Origin of the sequence: Corallococcus sp. AB018 (genome assembly GCF_003986945.1) — a bacterium.
Taxonomy (GTDB): Bacteria; Myxococcota; Myxococcia; order Myxococcales; family Myxococcaceae; genus Corallococcus; species Corallococcus exiguus.
Genome location: NZ_RAWR01000028.1, coordinates 1 through 19,321 on the forward strand (window position 1 = coordinate 1; position 19,321 = coordinate 19,321).

Sequence of the window (19,321 nt, forward strand, 5' to 3'; positions counted from 1 at the left end):
GTCTGCCCGCTGGCCTCGAAGGCTTCCGCGATGCGCGCCCACTCCGGCTTCTCCACCTGCTTCGCCATGCCCGGAAGCGTCCGCCGCGAACCGCTCCCCCGGCAATCCCTCACGGCACATCGTTGGCCGGACGGTTACGCGCATGCTGCCCCGGATTGCGAGCACGTGGTGGTGGTGCATGAGAAAAATGGGAGGCCGGTTGAAGATGATGAGTACCTTCAACGGATCGAGGCCGGGCGCGAGAACCTGACCATTGAGTCCCTGGTAGGCGCGGTCGGCCTCCTCGCTGGGCATAGGTCGTCCATGCCTTGCTCCGCGTGCGACGAGGCGCATCCGGAAGGCTCTGCCGTGGGCGGCATGTAGAACCTTCTGCGAAACGGCAGGATCACGCGCTTACCACTCGAACGCTCTTTTCTTCGGAGTAGGGGGGGCCACGATGGTCTCCGCGTTCGTGAGCGTTGCCGGTCGGCGTGCCGGATCGGCGCTCGGTGGATGCAACGGCTCCTCATATTCAGGTTCTTGGTTCTGTTCCGCCGGGTGGCATGCCACGTTGGCTGAGACCGCATCGCGCAGTGCCTGAAGATCGCGGATGGCCTGATCGATGATGGTGAGTGCGCGAACGTCGGTGGGCACCGTCGGTGCCCACCGCAGGATCCACTGGCGCAAGGTCCTGGGCTTGATTCCGTGGAGCTGAGCGTAGCTGGCCTGATCCATCCTGGACGAGGCCCAACCGCGCGCCACGGCCGCGCGCTGGTTGTCGGTCATGCTGGTGCTTTTCTTGCCCATGCACCTTAAGATTGCCGCTGGTGCATGGTGCAGTTGTGCGCCCTGGCATGAGCTTCCGACCAGAGCGCTTCAGCAGCGAAGATGAAGCACGGGATGCATTCCACGGCCGAGGAGAGGCACCCCAAACGGACATCGGGATACCTGATCCTGCTTCCTACTTCTTGAGCTTGTACTTGAACTGGAATGGGCTCGCGTTCTCATTCTCAGGCATAATAGTTCCCTGCTTCCGCAGGCGCTGGAATGCCTTCTTGATCTTGTTAACGTCGTCCTCGCCAGTCAGCTCCCGGACAACTTTGTTTGTAATAGAGCCGCCGGGATGCGATTTCAAGTATTGCAGAATTGTATCTTCAAGCGTCGCTATGCGCTGATGCTTGATCGTGACAACGAGAGCATTATCAAGTTCGTGGATTTCTGGCTCTACGAGCCCAGCCTTTTTCATTTCGTTGCGAGCAGTGTTGAGCCCCTCGCCAATGTCGTGATTCAGAGGATTGGGGAGATTGTGAAGCAGCCGAACGATATTTGGATTTCTTGAATAGCGTTCGTCGTATATGTTTTCACGGGTTATGTAGCCGGGGAGCTTTCCTGGGCTCTGGATCTCAATTCTATTGTCGTAGATTTTTATGTGGATGTCGTCATTTAGGCTGTAGTCTCTATGTATGACGGCATTCACGAGGATCTCTTTGATCGCATCCGCTGGATACTTCAACTTCACGAGTTTGCCAGCTTCGTGATAAGAAACCCCTGAGAGGGTAGTGGCGATTGCCTTGATCGCGCTATGAATTTGCTCCTCGATCGGCCCGTTAATAGTTCGCGGCATGCCGTCCAGTTGCTCGCGCTTGTATTCTTTCTCTGTTGTTCGAAGTCTGTATATCTTTATTGCGCAACGCGTATCCAAGGTCGCCTGTGGCTCCTCGTCGAACATGAGCACGCAACCGACATTGGGGTGTGTGTCCTTGCCCTGTTTGGTTGTGAGCTTTTGTTTTTTGAGGAAGACCTTCGGAGGAAGCGATGTCTCAATGCGCTCCAGATATGATGCGAGATGCCCGCTCTCTGCGAGGTCGGCAATGTCGGCTTGGTCTACCGGCTGCTTTTCGTAGTTGTACGTCCCCTTTGTGTATCCAAGTTGCGTGATCTGCTCGCCCTTCAATCTCTTTTTGCGAGCATTGATCCGGACGTAGCATTCTTCTTGAGTCGTGTAATGGACTTTGGGGCTCTTGGGGATGAAGAAGTAGAGTACAAGCCCTTTCTTGCCAAAGTCGATGAACTCTATTTCCACATTCTCGACGGAGGGCTTTGTCTCTTCTAAGAGAGTGTGGATCGCGTCATTGGCTGCTTCAGGGGAAGGAAATCCCTGAATTCGCTCACCCGTGGATTTTTTGTCTTCAATGCCGACATATAGCTCGCCGCCGTCCGCATTCGCAAACGCAACAAAGGTCTCTTGAAGCTTGCCGGGCGCGATCCGGGCACTCTTCAGGTCGTGGAAGTGATCTTCCTCAAGCTTGAGGAGTTTCTCGCGTTCTTTAAGTTCTGGCTTGCGCGTGTGCATTGGGTGTCTTGTTAGACGCTTAAGATGCGAAATGCCAAATGGTGTGGGGGCCTTAGAGTACGAAGAAGACGGTACTACGCCCTAAGGATTGGTACACCAAGAGCATGATCACGGAGTCCCGTTGGCCAGAATTGTTGGTGTGAGAGTGTGACTCACCTGTGGTTACATGGTCTGCGGGGAGGTTCATCCAATCCGATATAGATCTATCGGAGGTAGAGATGGAGACCAGCACGCCGGGTCGGAGCGCAATCGAGCAAGCCGCGAGAGCCGTAGTCCTTGATCGAGGGCTCCGCGTCGAATTCGAGCAGGGGCTCCGACTTATCCGTGCCCTGTACCAGGACAAGGACGCATTCCACCTTCTCGCCGTCACCGAGAAGGGCGCGGAGTCCATCTACAGGCCCGAGATTCGCGAGAAGATGGCGCAGTCAAGGACAGGGCGCATGTACCGGCTGGCTCGCACGGGTTGGGAGAGCCCGGGCTTCAGGTTCCTCGATCGCCTCAATGCCCACATCCGGAGCTTCATCGCCAAATGGAATGAGGACGAGAAGCTCCAGGTGGCCATGTCGGTGGGCGTGTTCGAGCCCGGTCAGCCGAAGGACGCGCAGTTCTGCGTGGGGCTTTCGGCCCTGGCGATTGACATAGACCCCAAGGATTTCGATCGGCTCGTTCCCGGCGCGCAAGTTCCCGAGCAGGTCATCCCCGAGGTGCTACGTCGGCTTGGCGTACATGGCCTTGCACCTCACGCGGTCGTTCACAGCGGGCGGGGGCTACATGTGTACCTGCTCCTCGATCGGCATGTGCTCAGGACGTCCGACGACCGGGCGAAGGCCAAAGCGGTTTGGTGGCGCCTTGGCCATCTGCTCGGTGGGCTGGACCGGCACGATCTGTCGTCGATGATGCGCGTGCCCGGAACCATCAACTGGAAGGGCGGCAGCCCCAAGCCCGTTCGCTTCATCGAGGAGTTCACGGACCTGAACCGCTCTCGGTACAGCTTCAAGAGCGTAGCGGCGGCCCTGGAGGGCCTTCCCCCCATGCCACGGCTGCAAGCGAGGCGCGGGGCCAGGCGATCCACACCACGAGGAGGGCAACCAAATAACGCCCGCTGGGCAGAACCTCCTCCGCTCGCGATCGAGGACCAACAGATGCTGTACGTTGCCCTCTCGTTGGAGAAGCCTCTTGCTGATCTCCGCGCCGCGACTCGTGCAATGAAGACGAAGGACCGCAGTAAGGCGGACTTTGCGTACGCCTGCGCCTTGTTGGAGGCAGGGCTCCCCGAAAGCGTGATCGTCCATGAGCTTCATGCCGGGCAGAAGGCCACCGAGCACGAAGACCCCGATTGGTACGTTGAGCATACGTTTCAACGCGCGGTGGCTCTTGTCTGGCCCGCTGGTTCCCGAGGGGAAACAGCCCCTTGGAGCGTGTTCCCAAGCTCCAGAGGTGTGCTCTATACACCTGTGAGTAGCCCCCTCCTCTCCTCCTGTGCGACCTTGGCGGCGCCAATCGCCTCAAAGGTCAAGATCGTCCTCGCGCGAGCTGGAGATGGCAAGACGCGCTCGCTCGTCGAGGATCGGGCGCGGAGCCGCTGGATGGCTGGGGACCGTACGGCCCTCGTCGGCCTCTTCGTCCGTGAGTTGCTGCGCCACGAGTACGCCATCAACACCCTCTTTCCCTATGGCTTCTCGTGCACGAGGGACGGCGAGATGGTGGTTGAGAGAGCTGATGAACTTCCTCGTACACACCAGGAACTCTTCGCGCTACTGCCTGCGGAAGTGAAGCGGTACTGGTCCTTTGAGAAGCTGCGCGAGAGGGTGCAGGATCCGAGCGCCTTCTACGTCAACTGCCGACACCCTCGCGTCCTTGATGAGAGACTTCAATATGAGGAGCAACCAGATGGCACCTGGAACCTGCCGTCCTGGGTATCCTCCTGGGAATCCGATGCGCCTGAGCTGCACCTGCCGATGGCCGTGGTGAAGTTCCGAGGCCGAGCGGACCTCTGCCTTATGGGGCTCAGCGCCGAGGTCTTGGCAGGGCCAACGCCTCCGTGTTCCTCCACCTGTCCCATGACGGCTTGTAGAGCCAATAGCCGAACGAGCGACTCCGAACGAGGCGCCAAGACGTTCTGGCCGGAGATCGCGTTCCCTCTGTTGTCGCACCGAGCGTACAGCACCCAGGTCCTCTTCAAGCCCGAAGCGAATGACTACACGCAGGTCGTGTTCGATGAACTCCCCGCGTTCGTTTACCGATGTCCGAAGCTGTCGGTGAGGCGCATCGGAGGACGGAAGGGCCGCACTCTTTGGCAGGTGGAACCGCTCGACACCGTGGAAAGCGTCTTCACTGTCCTGGCCGAGAACCTGGGAGTGGTCGAGCGTGCCAAGGTGGCGGAGGCCGATCTCGATCAACTCCCCAGTATCATGGAGCGGCTCGCCAGGGTTCGGACGAACCTTGTAATGCTGGCAAACAAGCGACTCCGGTTCGTGAAGGAGGGCAGGGCCGTGAGCTTCGAGCGGATGGCCGATACCCGGCCTCCCTTCCTCTCCAAGGCTGACTTCGAGGTCCTATTAAGGCTCAGCCGCTTGAAGGTGCCTGAGGCAACCGAGGTGGGCGTGGACGTGGATCGGGAGGTGAGACACCTGACGAATGCGCTGGAGACCATGCGCGACTTCTGCGGCGACGAAGCGCAGATGCACGTGTACCTGGAGCACGGGTTCAAGAAGCATGGCGAGGGAACTCTCTGGATGTACCGGCCCACTGATGGTTGGGACGACGCTCTCCTGGATGCTCAGGGCCGCGAACGTGAGGTAGTCCTCCTCGATGCGACGGCGGGCCTCGATCCTCGCTACCACCTGCGCGGTCAGTGCTTGCTGGAGCAGATGCCGGGCGGCTTCTTCCCGAATACGAGCGTGGTGCTCACCAAGAGCATGTCGAAGACGAAGCTCGCCAGGATGCAGGAGTCGGAGATTGGCGATGCCATCGTGCAGAACATCGCTCCATACCGCGATCGCATCGGTGCGGAGGGCAGGGGTGGCCTCCTTGTCGTGCTACCGATGGAGATGGAGAAGAAACTCATGCCGTACATCCAGGCCCACATCTCGGCGGGAGACCTCCCCGAGCGCACGGTGCTTGCGCACTTCGGCGCCCTTCGTGGCCGAAACGACTTCGACGACTTCGACGCAGTGTACTTCACGAATCCGTACCGGTACGCCGAGGCTTACTACGTAGGCCTTGGACTGTTACTACATGGGGGCCAGAACTTCCCTCGGCAGTGGGAGAGCAAGAATGCCTGGGAGGATTTCGCAGCCATCCGAGCCCGGAGTGTAGTGAGCGATCTGTACCAAGACGCGATGCGGATCGGGATCCGTCGCGACCCGGCGAGATCTGCATTCATCTTCGTGCCCAGCCAGGAGGCCGCCTACGTGGTGCGACTTATGCGCCTGTTCTGTGGCGCGACCTTCATCATGCCGGATTGCACGAATGTGGATCTGTCCCCGAGCCCACAGCAGAGTAGCGTTGATGCGGTTTTGTAATGGTCAGGAGAAAAAATGGACGAAAAGCTTGAGGTCAAGGATGCAGAGGTTGAGGATTATCTCACTTTTCGGAAAGAGCCATCTCGTCCACCGAGCAGGGGTGGCAACACGAAGGCTCTGCATCAGCATGTGATCATTGTTGATGGTGAGAAATACAGCTTCCTTGCTTTCGGATCTAAACACTGGGCGTTCAAGAGTGATTTAGTGTCTTTCCAGTATGTGCTGAAGGGGCAGTACAAGAACATCAATAAGGAAACGATACGCACCGTGAACGCCAAGGGGCAGGTGGTGGTGCGCGGGATGAGGGATTTCCAGAAGAAACTGCGCACGGCACAGACGAGGCTTCCAGGCAGTAGGCGCGAGCAACGCGATTAAGCTCTGTACGAGTGCTCGCTCGGCGCGGCCGCTTGTGTTCTTTGAGTATGAGGTGCTTCCCCAGAGTGGGGATGCGCGAGGCGTGTTGCCCCGCTGGTTCTGGGGTGAGGAACCAGCGGGGAAGATGGGGCTCGATCCGAATTCGATACATTCAGAGTAGCGACGAACTGGTGGCTACTGGCGCACTCCGCACCTTCGAACCTATCCATCCCCCCAATGAGGGCTGGTCGAGTACAGGTCCATGAACGAGAACTTCAGCTATATCTCTAAGCACGGTTCCTTGCTTGCCCGGCCGGAGCCACCATCCGACTTTGTTCCCATCCCCATGCCAGTCTTTCGTCCTGCAGTGTCCGTCATGGACGATGGCTACAGGGGCGAACTTGTGGAATCCGCCATCCTTCAGGTGCTTGTTGAGATCCTGCGAGCGGTTCGTGCCCTTCACGCTCGGGAAGGCACCCAGAATGCCTTGGCCGTGACGCTGGAGCGCGCGTCGGCAATGCTTGGCTGCAAGAGGTCACAGGTCTTCAAACTCCTGGAGCAGGGACGGTTGGAGCGGGCACCGAAGGTCGGGCGGTCCGCGATGATCACGGTGGCGAGCATCGAGGCACTGCTTGCGGATGGCGTTCCACGGAAGGGCAACACACGGTCGAGCAGCAGGTCGAGGCGAACTACGGCGACCAAGGTGACTCCCTCGGCTCCTGTTGCCCCCGACTCGGCGCCGGAGACAAGGGAACTCGGCGCGGCGATCCTCAAGCTGCCGATTTGATTCCCTGGGGATCCTCAGGATGCTCCAAGTTCAGGGGCAGCTTGATCATGCTGGGCACCTTGCTCACGTCGTAGAACTTCTTCGTGGTGACGGTGGACGTGTGCCCCAGTACGGAGGCAACGAGCGCCAGGGGCACGCCGTTGCCCGAGAGCGTGACCGCCTCGCCCGCCTCCAGGCTCCAGGCCACGAACGAGTGCCGGAGTTCACCGACCTTCACGCGGGGCAGCCCATGGGCCTCGCACGCGAGCCGTAGGCGATGGCGGACCTGATCTGGCGTCGGCGCTCCGTGCGTCTGAAGCCGCTGCGCCGCCGCAAGCGCCTGGGCATCGAGCGAGAGCGTGTGAACGCGGCCGGACTTGTGGACGAACTTCACGGTGCCGCTGATGACCGGATGGCCGGGAACCAGGACGAGCTTGCCCTCGCCAGCCGCGATGCGCTGGACTTCGGACTCGTGCAGTCCGAGCTTGGCATGCAGGAGGAGCACGTCCCGTGAGCCCTGGTCGTTGAGGGCGCGGTACAGCGTCTCGATCGTGGCCATCGTGTAGCCCTTCTCGCGGAGGGCCTTCTCAGGGCGGCTCGCAGGCACCGTGAGCGTGCGGCTGGGGTCCTGGGCGGGGTCCAGAAGCCCCTTCTTGACCAGGAACGAGCAGAACGCCTTGAGGGCCGCGATCCGCTTCTGCTCGGCGGTGTTCCACTGCGCGAGGAGTCGCAGCACCTCGCGGGGCTCCACCTTGCGCAGGTCACGGCCCTGGAGCGCGTCGGCCCAGGCCGAGAGGTAGTAGCGGGTGTCCTTCTTGTACTTCGGCGTGCGGTCCTTGATGTGCTCCAGGAATCGCGCCACGGAGGCTGCATCCAGGTACGCGGCTTCGTGCTCGTCCTGGCGACGGCGAGCCTCCGCCTCAAGGCGGACCTTCTCGTCGGCCTCCTGCGCCTGACGCCGCGCCTCCGCCCTTTGTTGGCTCGGGGTTTTGTACGAGGCCGGGTCCTGCTCGAAGAGCGCCAACTGCGCGAGGGCCTGGCGCTCCGTCTCGCTGTCGAGCGCGATCTGGTACCGGTGCCCCTTCACCATCTTCCGGATGACCCACGCCTTCCGGCCGTCCTTCGTCTGGTATGTTCTGCCTCCAGCCCAGGTTCCGGTCCAGTTGGGCATGATCCGCTTCACCTCGTTGAGGAAAATGGGTACCAAGTGGGTACCACGGTCCCTCGGTGGGGTGCAAAGCGGAGGAGGGTGGTGTAAGGTACCGGAGTTGTTAGCGCACGAGTGGCGGAACTGGCAGACGCAGCGGACTTAAAATCCGCTGACTCGTAAGGGTCGTCCGGGTTCGATCCCCGGCTCGTGCATTCACCTGGATTGTGGGGATGCCCATTCGCGCAGTCGCGAGATGAGATGGTGCTCGAGGGCACTCTCATCCGTGATGTCTGTCAGGGGCCAGGACTTGAGCTTCAGCTCGTCCGCGAGGGGGAGGTGCCTGGGATGCTCCGCCCGCCCGCCTCGCCATTCGTTCGGACCAGGAGAAGGCTGGACCAGCAGGTCTTCCAGCCACTCTCCGTCGCGGTATTGCCGGGTGAGCGCTTGCGGTGTGGCTTCCCCGGAGGCTTCGGCGTAGGCGAGCACCAGCAGGGCGTGGGTCGCGCTTCGGGGGCGCAAATGAACCTCCACGGCGACGAAGGCTTTCAATCCCTTTCCGTCGGGCTGCCTTGGCACGTAGACGCGGCCCACAGCCCGTTGGCTCCAGGCCTCCACCGCGTAGAGGTTCCGGGCCCGGTGGAGCTCGACTTCATTTCCGTTGGCGGGCACGAGCCCGGCTCGATCGAAGGCGGCATCACAGGCCAGGAGGAGAATCTGCACCTGCTGGTAGATGTCGTTGATGAAGCATGACGCCTCGTAGATCTTCTCTCCCAGATTCTCTTCCACGTTCAGGCTCCTCGCTGCGGTGGGCTGTGCCAGAAGGTCTTGTCCGTCGGCAGGCTTGGGGCTGTCATTCCGGCAAGGAAGGTCCGCTTCCTGGTGGAGCGGAAGAATTGTTCCTGCGAGGGACGGCGCCACCGGGGCGCGGTGTCCGTCCAGCCCGTGAAGGTGGCGAGCTTCCGGCGCTTGAGCACCTGCCGGAGCTCCGCGAGCAGGCGTGGCAGGCCATGGGCCCGGTTGTCTTTGGGCAGCAGCGGCGTCAGCTCACGCCAGGGCAACCAATGGAGGTCGATGGCGGAGTGCTCGCGACGCGCCTTCAAGCTGGCTTCCAGGTCGTCTCGCGGCATCGTGGCGTGCGCCGTCAGGTAGAGCAGACTGCGACGGTGGACCTCCTCGGGCCTGTACGGGCTGGAAGGCAGGGCATCCGCCGCGAGCGCGTCCATGTAATAGGCGAGCTGGTCGCTGCTCCCCGCGGCGTCCTTCTCACCGTCTCCAGTGTCATCCTCAGGCCTGTTGCTCTTGTCCCATTCGTATTTGCATTCAACGCCAATGACATGCAGTCCCCGCGGTCCGCGCAGCAGGACCAGTACATCCAGTTCCCGGGTGCGGACACGTGGCCAGAAATGGATGTCGGCTGAATGGACGGGTCCGGTCACCAGGCGGCTGTCGCCATCGACGGCGGGACGTGACTCTCCAAGCCAGGTGACGAGCAGGTCCGGGGACTCCATGCAGCGCAGGAGTCCAAAGACATTGGATGTGAGGACGTCCTCCTTCCGGTCCTTGGCGTTCGTCCCGTCTCCCAGCTTTCCGTGAAGCTCCGCGGCGAGCATGTCGACTCCCAGGTTGTCTGTTCAGGATGCCTGTGCAAGGGCCTTCAAATCAAAAGACTTCATGTTCTGAAGGGTCCGGTAGCGCTCCGGGAAGGCGGTCAGGATGAGGACCTGCAATTTCTCTCCCGCGGATTCAATCAGCTCCAGTGCCCGACGGTGCCGGCCCGCGTCCGTGTTGACCAGGGCATCATCCAGCACGACGAGCTGCGGCTCTGTCCTGGGGCCCTGTGTGGACAGCAGGTCGCCAATGGCCAGCCGGAGCGCGAACAGGGTCTGCTCCTGGGTGCCCCATGAGAAGGACTCGAGGGGTTTCGATCCGGTATCGGTCCGCATCTGCGCTTCCCCGAAATCGGCGTCCAGTTGGATGCGCCCGGGTGCGTCCTCCCCCCGGATGAACTTCAGCCGGTGATGGACCGCTTCCTCGATGGGGCTCACGAAGGAGTGGCTCACCTGTTCTTGCCAGGCGGTCGTCAGTGCCCGCAGCGCCTTGGCGGCCTCGGCTCGCTGGTGTGCCCGGTTGTACCGTTGCTGCTCCTGCTCCAGTTCCTCCTCGGCTACGCAGAGTTGCGTGTAGAGGTCCTCGTTCACCGCCTGTTCGATCATCGTCTCCGCGCGGGTGATCCGCGTCTGGGTGGCCTGCTCTTCGTCCTGGATGCGCCCGAGGGCCTGCTGGAGCTTGCCCCGCTGGGTCGTCGCGCGTTGTTCGGGGACGGGCAGCGCGGCCTCCAGCTTCCGGACCTTGGCCTCATGGCGCTGGACCTCGGCTTCCGCGCGTTCGACCTGGGTGTCGAACTCGTCGAGCGACCAGCCCATCCCTTCCAACTGGGATTGCAGGGTCTGCCGAAGGGTCCTCGCGCTCTGGCCCGCGCGCTCCTGTTCAAGGGTGAGGGTCCGGTGCTGCTGGTCCATCAGCCGGAACCGCGAGTCCGTCTCGTCCCGCATCTTCTCCCGGAGCTTCACCTCGCGCCGAGCCTGCTTCAGCGCTTCGGAGAGCGCATCGATGTCGGCTGCCTGCTGGGGCGCGAGCGCCTCGACGGCGATGCCGAGCTGCGTTGCCAGGCTCCCCAGCTCTCCCGCCAACGTTCGCTGTCGCTCCCTCAATGCGTCGATGTCCGTGACACCCACCGTATCCAGGAAGGACTGGAGCGCTTCCTGATGGTGGAGGTGGACCTGGGCCGCGGCCCGCTGCTCCTCCCAGGCCTTTCGCAGGCCAGCAAGGTCCTTGGCGCCGTGCTCGTGCAGACGGCGCGCGAGTTCCTTGCGGCACTTGTCGACATCCGCTTGAAGCTTGCCCAGCTCGTCCGCGCCCGTGCGGACGTTCAAGGTTCCCACGCCCTTGATGCGCAGCTCTCCCGAGGTCACACCGGAGAAGCGCTTCTGCTCGGCCTTGGCGAGCTTGTGTTCGCGGGCCGTCCCGTGCTCCTCCCACTCGATGACCCGGGGGCTCTCCGCCGTGAAGCAGACTTCAATGGCCTGGGCGTCCAGCTTGCTCTGGGCCAGCAGCAGCTTCTTCTCCAGCTCCTCCGCGCGCTTCACGCTGGCTTCGGACAGCGTGCTTCCCGCGGTCTTCTTGAGACTGCCCTGAAGCGCGGCCTCCAGGCGCAGTCCCTGCTTGAGGTGTCCCTCCGCCTGGCTGTGCCCTTCGCGGACCTCCAGGGCCTTCTCCAGCAGGCGTCCTCGCTCCAGCCGCTGCTCGGCTTTGTCCGCGGCGGCCTGCGCTCCCCGAAGGTGCTCCCGGGCCGCTTGCGATGCGGCTTCCGCGGCCTTGAGCGCGTCCTGCGCCTGTTGGACGGCCGGCTGCTTCTGGGCCACGAGCGCTTCCTGCTTCACCGCCTTGCCCTGCATCTCCTGCAGGGCGCGCTGCTTCTGGTCCAGGTCCTGCCACCGCTGTCGGTGGCGCTCGACATCCTTGCGGCACAGGGAGAGGGCCTGCTCCTGCCGCTCCTCTTCCTGGATGCGTTCCTGGAGTTCGGTGAGCTGCTTCGCGTAGCCGTCCTTCTCCTCCAAGAGCCGCGTCTGTTGCAGGCGGTTTTCGGTGATGTCGTCCGCGTTGCGGCTGGTCTCCTCCTTGCGCTGCATCAGCCTGGTGACGGTCGCCTTCAGGTTCCTGATCTTCTCCTCGTGCTGGATGAGCTCGCTGCCCGCGACAGGCTTCTGGGTCTTCGGCGTGAAGAACTGGCCGTAGGTGGTTTCCACCGCCTTGATCAGGGCTTGCTCCTCGGTGCTCAGGGCCGCGACGCCCATGGTCTCCAGGAGCCGCGCCTTCAGGGAGCCATCCAGGCCCGGCAGTTCGTGTCGCTCCGGAACCTGATTCAGCCACAGGAGGCGTGCCACGCCCCAATGCCCGACCTTCGTGGCGCCGCTTCCCGGCCCGGTGGCGGTGAGGAAGCCTCGCACGCGGTCGTCCGCGTCTTGCGAGTCGGCGAGGTGCTCGAAACGGGTCCCGGTCCACTCGCTAAGCTGGCTGGAGGCGTTGCCCAGGAAGGACTTCTCCAACCGATAGCGCTTTCCTCCGGTCTCAAGCTCCAGCGTGACACGAGGGGACAGCTCGGTCGACCAGGGCTGGAGTTGAATGATGGCCCGGTCCTTGGACGAGTAGCGATCGAAGAGCGCCCGGGCGATGGCCAGGATGAGACTGGACTTGCCGGTCTCGTTGGGGGCGTGGATGACATGGACGCCCAGCCCGAGGCCGGACAGCTCGATGGGATTGCGGAAGCAGCGGACGTTCTGGATGCGAAGGCGCCGGATGATCATTTCCAGACCTCCATGACGAGCTCGGACAGCAGCTGCCGGGCCGCGGGGTGAATGCCTTCGGGTGTGACGGACACCCCAGGCACGGGCGCCTTCGAGTTCAGGCGCTCCAGCAGGTCGGTGAGAAGGGCGCTGGACGGGGCCAACTCCGCCAGCCGTCCCTCCGCCGCGGCGCGAGGGATGTCCTGCCGGTCGAGCTCGATGTGGAGGAGTCCCTGCCCCTGGAGTTCGTCCATGAGAGCTCTCAGTGCGTTCGAGTCCTCTTCCGAGGACGTTCCCCGGGTGCGCAGGCGCAACAGCGTCTTCTCCGGGCTTGTCCACTCCGCCGCGGCGGTGCGTGCCCGCGCGAGCTCCAGCCCGCCTCCCAGGCTCAAATCCAGCTCCAGCGTCTTCCAGGTCAGCGTGCCCGTGGGGATGGGCGTCAACTGGGGCATTGCTCCGTGCGAGGCAATCTCCACCAGGAGGGCTTGTCCGGCGCCGTCCTCGCCGAATTTGGTGGCCTCGTGTGCCCCCGAATAGGCCGCGCGCTTCTGGTGGATGTACTGGCCATGCCAGTGGCCCAGCGCCAGGTAGTCGAGGTTGCTGCGCGTCACGGCATCCAGGGCGATGGGGAAGTCGTCCGCGGAGTGCTTGCCTTCAATGCGAAGCGAGCCGTGCGCCACGCCAATCCGGATGTCTTTGCCCTCGACGCGCGGTCCCCAATCCGCGGTCGGGTCCTTCAGCCCCTTCTTCTGCCGCAGTGGTGCGGGGATGAGGAGGGCGCCGGTGCCGGGGACGGAGACTCCCTTGTCCGAATCCAGCATGTGGACATGGGCGGGACGCCCCTTCCACGACTGACGGAGGTAGATGGAGTCCGGGCTCAGCGGGTCGTGGTTGCCGGGGAGGACATAGACCGGCGCCCGGGAGGCCTTGAGGACCTTCAGCACCTCATGGACCTGAATCTCTCCGACGGTGTTGTCCTCGAAGATGTCGCCCGCGAGCACGACCGCGTCCACGCCTCGGGTGTTGGCCGTCTGGATGAGCTGGCGCGCGGCGTCCAATCGCGCGTCACGAACAGCGTCGGCGGCGCCCGCTACGTGTTTCGCTCGCAAGCCCATCTGCCAATCGGCGGAGTGCAGCAGCCGGATCATTGGGAACACCTTCCGACCGTGCCGGTTCTTCTCGCGGTGCCTGACGCGCCGCCCTTTCAAGTGGGCACGGACGCGACAACCCTACAGAGCGCCAGAAGCGCTCTGTATTCCCCATAGGAGGTACGTCACTGGCATTGACAAACCTGCGACAGGTGCACTTCCTGCTATCCTTGTCGCCATGAGGGGACCGCAAGCGAAGACCTGTGCAACCTGCGGACGCGTCATCGCCGCGCACGCCGTCTATTACCGCTTCAGTCTGGTTCTGGAAGGGGAGCAGGATCTCATCGACCCTTCGGATGACCTGGAGGGCAATTCCGCGGAGGCGCTCGCGGAGATCGTCCGCCGCCTGGATGAAGGCTCCGCGGACCCCGGTGAACTGGAGGCGCAGGTGCACTGGGAGCGCACCGGGGTTGTCTGCTCGGAATGTCGCTCCGTGGCGGTGCGGATGCTCAGCACCCCCACGGATGACTCTGGACCGCATTGAGCGTCATTGGATCTTCATCGCGTACTTGCCCAGGTGGTGCTTGAGCACCTCCTGCTGGGCCTTCGCGGCTTCCTCCAATGCGTAGAGACGGCCAATCTCCAGATGGAACGGCCCCGCCTCGATCAACTCATTGAGCCGCTTCATCACCTGGGGGTTGGGGATGCCGTCGTAGGCCTTGGTTTCGACGCCCTCCGGCCCCTTGGGCGCTGGCTCCACGCCGTTCGGGAAGGCGATGCGGCCTCCCTTGCGGATGTTGCGGAGCAGGGGCTCGGCGGCGTCTCCCCGGGCCAGCACCAGCGCTGCGTCGAAGCCGTCTGGCGCGAAGTCGCGGCAGACCTTTTCCAAGTCATCCTGATGCCCCTCCGCGACCGCGTCCGCTCCCAGCCTCCGTGCCAGCTCCACTCCGTCCTGCCCGGACGCGACCGCGAGCACCTTCGCTCCCAGCCTCTTCGCGAGCTGCAGTGCGATGTGCCCAATGCCTCCGCTGGCGCCGAAGATGAGCAGCTTCTGCCCTGACTTGAGCTGGAGGTGCTCCTCCAGGCCCAGGAGCCCCGTGAGTCCGTCCGCGGCGAGCACCGCCGCTTGCTCCACCTTCAACCCCTTGGGCACCTTCGCCGCCTGGTCTTCCTTCACGGCGACGTACTCCGCGTAGAAGCCTCCCTTGTTGCTCATGAACGCGGAGCCGTAGACCTGGTCGCCGACCTTGAAGTTCTTCACGTTCTTGCCCACCGCTGCGACTTCTCCCGCGCCGTCGGCTCCGGGCACGTAGGGGAATTTCGGGCCGCCTGGAATCATCTCGGCCATCTGGCCCTCGCGCTCCATCCAGTCCCAGGCACCGATTCCCGCCGCCGCGACGCGCACGAGCACTTCATCGTCGCCACAGGTGGGAACGGAGAGGGTCTTGATGCCCAGGACCTCCGGGCCGCCGAAGCGGTCGAGCGCCGCGGCCCTCATCTTTTCGGGAATGGATGCTGGCATGCTGTGACTCCCTCTCGGTTGATGTTTGTCCTCCGAGACGATGTGCATGCTTCGCGTGACGTTCAGCGTCACTGGCCCCACGCAGGCACGGCGGGGGAGCGGACTGCCGCTTTCCACCCCGCCGCGGAATGCCCTCAGTTCAAAAGCTGCATGAGGTCCGCTCGCGTGAGCGCGGCGCCTCCCGTGGCGCCTCCGAGCGCGGCCTCGAAGAGGGCTCGCTTCTTGTCCTGCAGGAGGAGGATCTTCTCCTCCACCGTCCCCTGGGACACCATCCGGTACACCATCACCGGGCGCTGCTGCCCGATTCGGTGCGCCCGGTCCGCCGCCTGCGCTTCCACCGACGGGTTCCACCACGGATCCACCAGGAAGACGTGGTCCGCCGCCGTCAGGTTGAGCCCCGTTGCTCCCGCCTTCAACGAGATGAGCATCACGGGCGCTCCCTTCTCGTCCTGGAAGGAGGACGCCACCGCGCCCCGGTTCGCCGTGCTTCCGTCCAGGCGGATGAAGCCGATGTCCGCCTCCTTCAGCGCGGGCTCGATGAGGTCCAACATCGACGTCCACTGCGAGAAGACCAGCGCCTTGTGCCCGTCCGCCACCGCCGTGCCGAGCGCCTCCACCAACGCCTGCACCTTCGAGGACGTCCTCGCCTGCTGCCCCGGCACCAGCGCCGGATGACAGGCCGCCTGCCTCAACCGCAGCAGCGCCTCCAGCGCCTTCAACACGCTGCCGCCCTCCTCGAGCTGCGACACCACCTCCTCGCGCGTCGCGGCGTGGACCGCGTCGTAGACGGCGCGCTCCTGCTCGGTGAGGGTGACGTGCCGCACGGCCTCCGTGCGCGGTGGCAACTCAGGCGCCACGTCGCGCTTGAGCCTGCGCAGCACGAAGGGGCGGATGCGCGCGCGCAGGGCCTCCGCGGCGCCCTTTTGATTCTCAGACACCGGCCGGGACCAGCGCTCCTCGAAGGCCTTGCGCCCGCCCAGCAGGCCCCGGTTGGTGAAGTGCATCAGGCTCCACAGCTCCTCGAGCCGGTTCTCGATGGGCGTGCCGCTGAGCGCGATGCGGAAGCCCGCGTCCAGTTCGTACGCCGCTCGCGCCACCTGGCTGTCTGGATTCTTGATGGCCTGCGCCTCGTCCAGCACCACCGTGTCCCAGGTCTTCGCCGCCAGGATGGCCGCGTCCAGACGCAACAGCGCGTACGTGGTGAGCGTCACGTCCGCGGACTCGTCCAGCGTGCGCCCCACGCCGTGATAGACAGACACCTTCAGCGACGGGCGGAAGCGCTTCACCTCCGCTTCCCAGTTGGGCAGCACGCTCGTGGGCGCCACCACCAGCGTTCCCCGGCCCAACGTGCAGATGGTCTGCAGCGTCTTGCCCAGACCCATGTCGTCCGCCAGCACGCCTCCCAGACCCGCCTGTCTCAGGAAGGTGAGCCAGCTCACGCCCTGCAACTGGTACGGGCGCAGCGTCGCGGTGAGGTCCTTGGGCAGCTGGGGCTCGGGGAGTTTCTCAAAGCCTTGCACCAGGGGCGCGAGCCGCTCCGTTACGGGTGGGGCGGGGTGCTCCAATGCCTCGCACAGGCCGGTGAGCTGGGGGATGGCGTGGTTCGCGAGACGGCCGTCCTTTTCTCTCGCCGACAACAGGTCCGTCACTCGCTGGCCGTGGGCCTTCAGCCAGCCCGTGGGCAGGGGCGCCCAGCCTCCGCCCTCCAGCGGCACCAGCCCCAGGCCTTCCTCCCAGGCCCGCATCACCGCTCCCGCGTCCACGGTGCGCTTCTCTCCAGGGCCCAGGCCCTCCACGTGGAAGTCGAGCGAGAAGCCCACTCGCGGCACGCCCGCGTCGGTGGCGGCCGTGTCCAACGTGAGCATCGGCCTGAGCTTCACGTCCGGGCTGACCACTCCCGCGGCGTTCCCGGTGAGGCCTCCGCGCCACTTGCGCAGCTTGTCCGCGAGCTGCACGGCCTCCTTGCCGTGGACCGTCACGCGCCGGCCCGGCGCCATGTTCAGCTCGTCCCTCAGCTGGTGGATGAGCTTCGTCTCCGTGGGCTCGTCGCGCACCGGCGCGGCGCCCTGGAGGTACACCAGCTTCCCGTTGTCGATGCGCGCGGTGGGCGGCGAGCCGTACACCAGCGTGGGCAGCACCGAGAGCCCCGCGTCGAGCTTGTCCAACTCCAGCGAGATGCGCGGCTTGAGCGTCCGGTCGATGGGCGGCAGCCGCCGGCTCTTCACGTCCACCGGCATGCGCCTGGCGAAGTCCGGCAGCACCTTGCTCGTCAGGTCCGCCAACTGCTCCGGGGCGAAGACGCGCTCCTGGGGCAGGCTCTCCAGCCGCGCGCCGGTGAGTGACAACTCTCCCAACCGGCAGAGCGCGCCCGCGCACAGCGCGACGCCGGGGCTCACCAGTTCGTTGATGCGCGGATCCTTCTCCACCTTGAGCACGGTCTGCTCGCCCCGGTCCTCGACGGTGACTCGCGGGAGGAGCGGCTCGTTGGAGACGGAGACGAGCGCGCCGTCGAAGAGGACGGTGCGCGCCTTCTCCAGCACGTGCAGCAGCGCATCCAGCTTGCTCTGCGGCAGCGCGCCCCGGGTCGCCTGCGCGAGCAGCTTGTCCGCGAGCAGGTCGCACGGATCCACGTGGATGCGCGCGGCCTCCACGGGGTTCTGGAGCACGGACGCGAGGCTCCGGGCCAGCAGCCTCGCGGTGTTGTCCGGCCGGACCACCAGCCGCTCCAACTGGAGGCCTCCGTCCGCGCGCTTGAAGCGGTACACCAGCCGTTCTGTCTTCGGCGCGGTGCCGGGACGCGTTGCCGTGGCGGCAGGGCCCGGGCGGGCAGGAGAGGCCGCCGCCGTGGCCTTCCTTCCTTCTGCCTGCCGCAGGACGATGGCCGCGGCGATGACGTGCTCGCAGGGGTCCACCTTCCCCCGGCAGTCGCACTCCCAGATTTCATCCTCGGGGTAGAGGGTCGTGGTGAGCGGGGTGGGGCGGCCGGGGATGCGGATCCGCAGGACGACCTCTTCCTCGTCCACGGACTGCACTGACACGACCCCCGCACGCGACAGGGCCTGTCCGGCGGACCACGTGGTCGGGCCTGACTCCTCCCGGATGGCTTCGAGCAGTTCCGCGAGCGCCGACATAGGAGGGGCGATTCCCTAGCCCCGCGCCGGGCCTGGCGCAAGCCACCGGGCGCGTGGCTGTGACACTGAGGGACACACGCTGCCGTGCTCCTGTAACTGGCGGCGCTACAGCGGCCACGACACCCGTGTCATCCGCAGCGAGGCCTTCCGAGGAAAGCGCAAAAATCTTGGGGTGTGGCGTGGCAGGTGCAAGGCGTCCTGTTCGGAACGCGCGTCGGTGCTTCCTTGGCTTCCGCCTGCTGGACCCTCAGCGTCTCCGTCCGTTGTGAGTGAAGCAGACAGTGTCCCCCACACAGTCGAGGTCCCACACATGCACCTGAAAATGACGAGTCGCCTCCTGGCGGCTGCGTTCCTGAGCCTGGTGGTTGGTTGCCAGGGTGAGCCGACGCAGTCCCCGGAAGGTTCGCAGTCCGCGGAGCTGTCCGCCAAGGCGGATTGCGTGCAGCGGTTCGATGGCATCACCACCTGCGCCAAGGGCAACGCGTCCCTGGCCGCCACCGAGAAGGGCGTGCAGGTCAACGGGCTGAAGAGCCTCAAGACGGACGGCGTCTCCAGCACGTTCAACGACGCCATCACCTGGTCGCAGGACGCGCAGATTCGCATTGGCAGCGCCTCGGGCGGCCTCGCCCTGGCCGCGCGGGATGGTGACCAGGTGGTCAGCACCCTGCGCATCACTCCCGGGAAGGACCGCCAGGTGTCCGTGGAGCCGGGCTTCACCGGTTCGTCCTCCGGCGCGTTCCGGATGAACGTCTACAACAATGGCCGCCTCGTTGGGTCGAGCCCCCAGCCGCAGGCCATGATCATCACCTTCTACAGCTGGTGGGCCTTCCTCGACTGGTACTACTGGCACTGGGGCTTCTTCTCCTACCGCACCACCGCCACGGGCGGGAACGTGGGCATGGACGGCGCCTGCGGCTGGCGCCTGAACGTGGCCAACACGACCTTCAGCGTCAAGCTCGCTGACGGGAAGGACGTCGTCGGCGACACGGTGGAGTTCATCGAGGAGATTGGCGACGGTGCCTACCCGTACCGCCACTTCTCCGGCATCGACGTGAACGCCAGCGCCACGGACTTCCTCGTCACGGGCGAGTCCTTCGGCCAGGAGAAGTAA

Annotated in this window: 14 protein-coding genes and 1 tRNA gene; 6 read left to right on the forward strand and 9 right to left on the reverse strand. The window is 64.3% G+C overall.

Going from position 1 to position 19,321, the window contains the following annotated elements; genetic code table 11:
• Positions 1-393 precede the first annotated feature (393 nt).
• Positions 394-786 carry a hypothetical protein gene (locus D7Y11_RS08655; RefSeq protein ID WP_126933453.1) on the reverse strand — a complete coding sequence of 131 codons (393 nt, stop codon included), beginning with the start codon at positions 784-786 and terminating at the stop codon, positions 394-396.
• Between the two features lie 154 nt (positions 787-940).
• Complete coding sequence (locus D7Y11_RS08660) at positions 941-2,332, reverse strand: ATP-binding protein (protein ID WP_126933454.1); 1,392 nt, start codon at positions 2,330-2,332, stop codon at positions 941-943.
• 218 nt (positions 2,333-2,550) lie between these two features.
• On the opposite strand from D7Y11_RS08660, the gene D7Y11_RS08665 reads away from it, so the two are divergent.
• The 3 genes from D7Y11_RS08665 (at position 2,551) to D7Y11_RS08675 (ending at position 6,997) form a co-directional block, all read left to right on the forward strand.
• Positions 2,551-5,856 (forward strand): hypothetical protein, encoded by a 3,306-nt coding sequence (locus D7Y11_RS08665; protein ID WP_126933455.1) that lies wholly within the window; start codon positions 2,551-2,553, stop codon positions 5,854-5,856.
• 15 nt (positions 5,857-5,871) lie between these two features.
• Positions 5,872-6,231 carry a hypothetical protein gene (locus D7Y11_RS08670; RefSeq protein WP_126933456.1) on the forward strand — a complete coding sequence of 120 codons (360 nt, stop codon included), beginning with the start codon at positions 5,872-5,874 and terminating at the stop codon, positions 6,229-6,231.
• Positions 6,232-6,472: 241 nt separating this feature from the next.
• The gene (locus D7Y11_RS08675) at positions 6,473-6,997 is read left to right on the forward strand and encodes a hypothetical protein (protein WP_126933457.1); all 525 of its coding nucleotides are present in this window, start codon (positions 6,473-6,475) and stop codon (positions 6,995-6,997) included.
• Here the strand turns inward: D7Y11_RS08675 and D7Y11_RS08680 are convergent.
• On the reverse strand, positions 6,981-8,147 hold the full coding sequence (locus D7Y11_RS08680; RefSeq protein WP_126933458.1) for a site-specific integrase: 1,167 nt from the start codon (positions 8,145-8,147) through the stop codon (positions 6,981-6,983). The two genes, D7Y11_RS08675 and D7Y11_RS08680, sit on opposite strands and share 17 nt — an antisense overlap.
• 105 nt (positions 8,148-8,252) lie before the next feature.
• Here D7Y11_RS08680 and D7Y11_RS08685 point away from each other — a divergent pair.
• A tRNA-Leu gene (locus D7Y11_RS08685) sits at positions 8,253-8,338 on the forward strand.
• Position 8,339: 1 nt separating this feature from the next.
• Here D7Y11_RS08685 and D7Y11_RS08690 read toward each other — a convergent pair.
• From D7Y11_RS08690 to D7Y11_RS08705, 4 genes are read right to left on the reverse strand one after another with little or no spacing between them, the layout of a single operon-like run.
• Positions 8,340-8,912 carry a hypothetical protein gene (locus D7Y11_RS08690; RefSeq protein WP_120576163.1) on the reverse strand — a complete coding sequence of 191 codons (573 nt, stop codon included), beginning with the start codon at positions 8,910-8,912 and terminating at the stop codon, positions 8,340-8,342.
• Between the two features lie 2 nt (positions 8,913-8,914).
• On the reverse strand, positions 8,915-9,736 hold the full coding sequence (locus D7Y11_RS08695; RefSeq protein WP_120576164.1) for a hypothetical protein: 822 nt from the start codon (positions 9,734-9,736) through the stop codon (positions 8,915-8,917).
• Between the two features lie 21 nt (positions 9,737-9,757).
• Entirely contained in the window at positions 9,758-12,490 is a 2,733-nt protein-coding gene (locus D7Y11_RS08700) for an AAA family ATPase (protein WP_126933459.1), read from the reverse strand.
• Entirely contained in the window at positions 12,487-13,617 is a 1,131-nt protein-coding gene (locus tag D7Y11_RS08705) for a DNA repair exonuclease (protein ID WP_126933460.1), read from the reverse strand. Before D7Y11_RS08705 ends, D7Y11_RS08700 begins: the two co-directional genes overlap by 4 nt.
• 178 nt (positions 13,618-13,795) lie before the next feature.
• Here D7Y11_RS08705 and D7Y11_RS08710 point away from each other — a divergent pair, with 178 nt between their 5' ends.
• Positions 13,796-14,101 carry a hypothetical protein gene (locus D7Y11_RS08710; protein ID WP_126933461.1) on the forward strand — a complete coding sequence of 102 codons (306 nt, stop codon included), beginning with the start codon at positions 13,796-13,798 and terminating at the stop codon, positions 14,099-14,101.
• 3 nt (positions 14,102-14,104) lie between these two features.
• Here the strand turns inward: D7Y11_RS08710 and D7Y11_RS08715 are convergent, their stop codons facing one another.
• Complete coding sequence (locus D7Y11_RS08715) at positions 14,105-15,079, reverse strand: NADP-dependent oxidoreductase (protein ID WP_199753708.1); 975 nt, start codon at positions 15,077-15,079, stop codon at positions 14,105-14,107.
• A 134-nt stretch (positions 15,080-15,213) separates the two neighbouring features.
• Positions 15,214-18,210: a DEAD/DEAH box helicase gene (locus D7Y11_RS08720; RefSeq protein ID WP_126933462.1), complete on the reverse strand. Its 2,997-nt coding sequence runs from the start codon at positions 18,208-18,210 to the stop codon at positions 15,214-15,216.
• Positions 18,211-18,532: 322 nt separating this feature from the next.
• Between D7Y11_RS08720 and D7Y11_RS08725 the strand changes: the two genes are divergently transcribed.
• On the forward strand, positions 18,533-19,321 hold the full coding sequence (locus D7Y11_RS08725) for a hypothetical protein (RefSeq protein WP_233605010.1): 789 nt from the start codon (positions 18,533-18,535) through the stop codon (positions 19,319-19,321).

What these genes read in the sequence shown, in the direction of transcription:
- D7Y11_RS08660 (WP_126933454.1), bottom strand. Translation starts at nt 2,332, where the DNA reads ATGCACACGCGCAAGCCAGAACTTAAAGAACGCGAGAAACTCCTCAAG.
- D7Y11_RS08720 (WP_126933462.1), bottom strand. Translation starts at nt 18,210, where the DNA reads ATGTCGGCGCTCGCGGAACTGCTCGAAGCCATCCGGGAGGAGTCAGGC.
- D7Y11_RS08695 (WP_120576164.1), bottom strand. Translation starts at nt 9,736, where the DNA reads ATGCTCGCCGCGGAGCTTCACGGAAAGCTGGGAGACGGGACGAACGCC.
- D7Y11_RS08670 (WP_126933456.1), top strand. Translation starts at nt 5,872, where the DNA reads ATGGACGAAAAGCTTGAGGTCAAGGATGCAGAGGTTGAGGATTATCTC.
- D7Y11_RS08715 (WP_199753708.1), bottom strand. Translation starts at nt 15,079, where the DNA reads ATGCCAGCATCCATTCCCGAAAAGATGAGGGCCGCGGCGCTCGACCGC.
- D7Y11_RS08725 (WP_233605010.1), top strand. Translation starts at nt 18,533, where the DNA reads ATGACGAGTCGCCTCCTGGCGGCTGCGTTCCTGAGCCTGGTGGTTGGT.
- D7Y11_RS08655 (WP_126933453.1), bottom strand. Translation starts at nt 786, where the DNA reads ATGGGCAAGAAAAGCACCAGCATGACCGACAACCAGCGCGCGGCCGTG.
- D7Y11_RS08680 (WP_126933458.1), bottom strand. Translation starts at nt 8,147, where the DNA reads ATGCCCAACTGGACCGGAACCTGGGCTGGAGGCAGAACATACCAGACG.
- D7Y11_RS08700 (WP_126933459.1), bottom strand. Translation starts at nt 12,490, where the DNA reads ATGATCATCCGGCGCCTTCGCATCCAGAACGTCCGCTGCTTCCGCAAT.
- D7Y11_RS08675 (WP_126933457.1), top strand. Translation starts at nt 6,473, where the DNA reads ATGAACGAGAACTTCAGCTATATCTCTAAGCACGGTTCCTTGCTTGCC.
- D7Y11_RS08705 (WP_126933460.1), bottom strand. Translation starts at nt 13,617, where the DNA reads ATGATCCGGCTGCTGCACTCCGCCGATTGGCAGATGGGCTTGCGAGCG.
- D7Y11_RS08665 (WP_126933455.1), top strand. Translation starts at nt 2,551, where the DNA reads ATGGAGACCAGCACGCCGGGTCGGAGCGCAATCGAGCAAGCCGCGAGA.
- D7Y11_RS08710 (WP_126933461.1), top strand. Translation starts at nt 13,796, where the DNA reads ATGAGGGGACCGCAAGCGAAGACCTGTGCAACCTGCGGACGCGTCATC.